The 3,311-nt window shown below is 69.8% G+C and carries 3 protein-coding genes; all 3 read left to right on the forward strand.

What is annotated here, in order from left to right:
* Positions 1-48 precede the first annotated feature (48 nt).
* Positions 49-579 (forward strand): polyadenylate-specific 3'-exoribonuclease AS, encoded by a 531-nt coding sequence (locus AC08OO_RS18900; RefSeq protein WP_476607526.1) that lies wholly within the window; start codon positions 49-51, stop codon positions 577-579.
* A 127-nt stretch (positions 580-706) separates the two neighbouring features.
* Complete coding sequence (locus tag AC08OO_RS18905; RefSeq protein ID WP_476611327.1) at positions 707-1,732, forward strand: 6-phosphofructokinase; 1,026 nt, start codon at positions 707-709, stop codon at positions 1,730-1,732.
* A 211-nt stretch (positions 1,733-1,943) separates the two neighbouring features.
* Positions 1,944-3,302: a class II 3-deoxy-7-phosphoheptulonate synthase gene (locus tag AC08OO_RS18910; protein WP_476618827.1), complete on the forward strand. Its 1,359-nt coding sequence runs from the start codon at positions 1,944-1,946 to the stop codon at positions 3,300-3,302.
* Positions 3,303-3,311: the final 9 nt, after the last annotated feature.

The raw sequence follows: 3,311 nt of genomic DNA on the forward strand, positions 1-3,311 counted from the left end.
CCGAGCGGCCGACCATGGCGGACACCTCGGCCGGAGGAGACTGAGCCGGTGGGAACCCGCTTCTTTTACGACACCGAGTTCATCGAACGCACCGACACCGGTCATCACTGGCTCGATCTGGTCAGCGTCGGAATCGTCAGTGAGGACGGCACACAACGGTACTATGCCGTGTCGACCGAGTTCGACCCGTCGTGGGCCGTGCCCTGGGTCCGTCGCAACGTCCTCGACCAGCTGCCGTCGCCATCGGACGAGGCGTGGAAGCCGCGGGCCCGAATCCGCGACGAGATCGCCGCGCTGTTGACCGCGGGCGGTGCCCCCGAGCTGTGGGCCTGGTACGGGGCCTATGACCACGTGGTGCTCTGCCAGCTCTTCGGCACGATGACCGCCCTGCCCGCCCAGCTGCCCCGCTTCACCCGGGACCTGCGTCAGCTGTGGGAGGAAGTGGGCCGGCCGGTTCTTCCCGCACCGCCGCCCAACGCCCACGATGCGCTCGCCGACGCCTTGCACAACCTCGCCCGGTGGCGGGTTCTCGCCCCGCTGCGCGCCCAGGTCGCCGCCGGGTCGAACCCATCCCGATGAGTCGATGACGTGGCCGTGGCGGCCTCGTCATCGCCACGCCACGTGACCGCGCTGTTGTCCTGAAGTGTGACTCTCCCGCTACGCTGCCGCCGGAGAAAGCGGTGTACGGTCGACGGGAGGACTCGGGATGAGGATCGGCGTACTGACCGGCGGCGGCGACTGCCCGGGACTCAACGCGGTGATCCGGGCCGTCGTGCGCAAGGGAGAGAGCGTCTACGGCCACGGCTTTGTCGGGTACCGGGACGGCTGGCGAGGGCCGCTGACCGGCGAGACGGTCCCCTTGGACATCGCGGCCGTGCGGGGGATCCTCCCGCGTGGCGGCACGATCCTCGGCTCCAGCCGCACCAATCCCTACGCCGCCGTGGACGGGCCGGCGCTGGTGCGCGAGCACCTCGCCGCTGCCGAGGTGGACGCGCTCATCGCGATCGGCGGGGAGGACACCCTGGGGGTGGCCGCCCAACTGCACGCCGAGGGACTGCCCGTGGTCGGAGTGCCCAAGACCATCGACAACGACCTCTCCGCGACGGACTACACCTTCGGTTTCGACACCGCGGTCAACATCGCCACGGAGGCGATCGACCGGCTGCACACCACCGCGGAAAGCCATCACCGGGTGTTGATCGTTGAGGTCATGGGCCGCCATGCCGGGTGGATCGCTCTGCACAGCGGCATGGCGGGGGGAGCCAACGTCATTCTCATCCCGGAGCGGCCGTTCGACTTCGACAAGGTGTGCGCCTTCGTCGAAGCCCGGTTCGCCACCCACTACGCGCCGATCATCGTCGCGGCCGAGGGTGCCGTCCCGATCACGGGTACCCTGGTCGCCAGGGAGGGCGAGGTCGATGCCTTCGGGCACGTCCGCCTGCAGGGCATCGGGGCGGTCCTGGAGACCGAGATCCGCGCCCGCACCGGTCGTGACGCGCGCGCGACGGTGCTCGGGCATCTGCAGCGCGGCGGCACGCCCACGGCCTTCGACCGATGGCTCGCGACGCGTTTCGGACTGCACGCCGTCGACGCCGTGCACGAAGGCGACTTCGGGGTGATGGTCGCCCTGCACGGCACCCGCATCGACCGGATTCCGCTGCAGGATGCGACCCGCGAGCTCAAGACGGTGCCCGAGGAGCTCTACCACGAGGCCGAGATCTTCTTCGGCTGACCGGGGGAGGGGCGGGCTGTGGGGCCGGATCCGCTTCGGGAACCGATCCCGCTCCAGGATCTGATTTCGGTCCAGGATCCGGTCCCGATTCGGGAGCCAGGGCCGGGTGCCGATTTCCGGGCGGATGCCTGTCCAAGGGAAGACGCCGATTCCGGGAAGATGTCGGGCGACGGTGACCGCTCGAGCTCGACCTGGGCCGTACCCTGGTGTGGTGAGCGTACTGGATCTCTGGCGGGCCCTTCCGGCCAAGCAGCAGCCGTCCTGGCCCGACCCGGCGGAGTTGAGAGCCGCCCATGACCAGCTCGCAGCCCTCCCTCCGCTGGTCACCGCCCCCGAGATCCGGTCCCTGACCGACCGTCTCGCGCTGGTCGCTCGGGGCGAGGCGTTCCTGTTGCAGGGCGGTGACTGCGCCGAGACCTTCGTGGCGAACACCGCCGACAAGATTCGGGACAAGGTCAAGACGCTGCTGCAGATGGCGGTCGTCCTCACCTATGGCGCGAGCACGCCGGTGGTGAAGGTCGCCCGCATCGCCGGGCAGTACGCCAAGCCGCGGTCCGCGGACATCGAGGCCAGCACCGGGCTGCCCTCCTACCGGGGCGACGCCGTCAACGACATCGCGCCCACGGCCGCCGCGCGGCGGCCCGATCCGATGCGGATGGTCGCCGCCTACCACCAGAGCGCAGTCGCGCTGAACCTCGTGCGGGCCTTCGCCACCGGAGGTTTCGCCGACCTGTCGAAGGTCCACGAGTGGAACAAGGCGTTCGTGCGGGATTCCGCGGCGGGTCGCCGCTACGAGGTGATGGCGACGGACATCGAGCGTGCCCTCGCCTTCATGGCCGCCTGCGGCATCGACCTCGATCGGACCGCCGCGCTGACCGGGGTCGAGCTGTTCACGAGTCACGAGGGCCTCCTGCTGGAGTACGAGCGTGCCCTGACCCGGATCGAGGACGCCACCGGCGACCCGTACGACCTGTCCGCCCACATGATCTGGATCGGCGAGCGGACCCGGGACCTCGACGGTGCCCACGTCGACCTGCTGTCCCGGGTGGGCAATCCGATCGGCTGCAAGATCGGGCCGAAGGCTGGCCCGGACGAGGTCCTCGAGCTTGCCGAGCGGCTCAACCCCGACCATGTCCCCGGCCGGCTCACCCTGATCTCCCGGATGGGGGCAAAGCGGGTCCGGGACACGCTGCCCCCGATCATCGAGAAGGTCAACGCCGCCGGGCCGCCAGTGGTGTGGTCGTGCGATCCGATGCACGGCAACACCCGTGACGTGGGCGGCGTCAAGACGCGCCACTTCGACGATGTCCTCGACGAGGTCTTCGGCTTCTTCGAGGTCCACAAGGCGTTGGGCACCCACCCCGGTGGCCTGCACATCGAGCTGACCGGGGAGAACGTCACCGAGTGCCTCGGTGGGGCCGAACTCATCGGGGAAGACGACCTCGGCGGCCGTTACGAGACCGCCTGCGACCCCCGTCTGAACACCGGGCAGGCGCTGGAACTGGCCTTCCTCGTCGCCGAGATGCTGCAGAACACGCGGGGAGAACGCGGCGCGCCGTGGCCCTCGTGAGCTGGACCT

Source organism: Frankia sp. CeCAU1, from assembly GCF_977971845.1.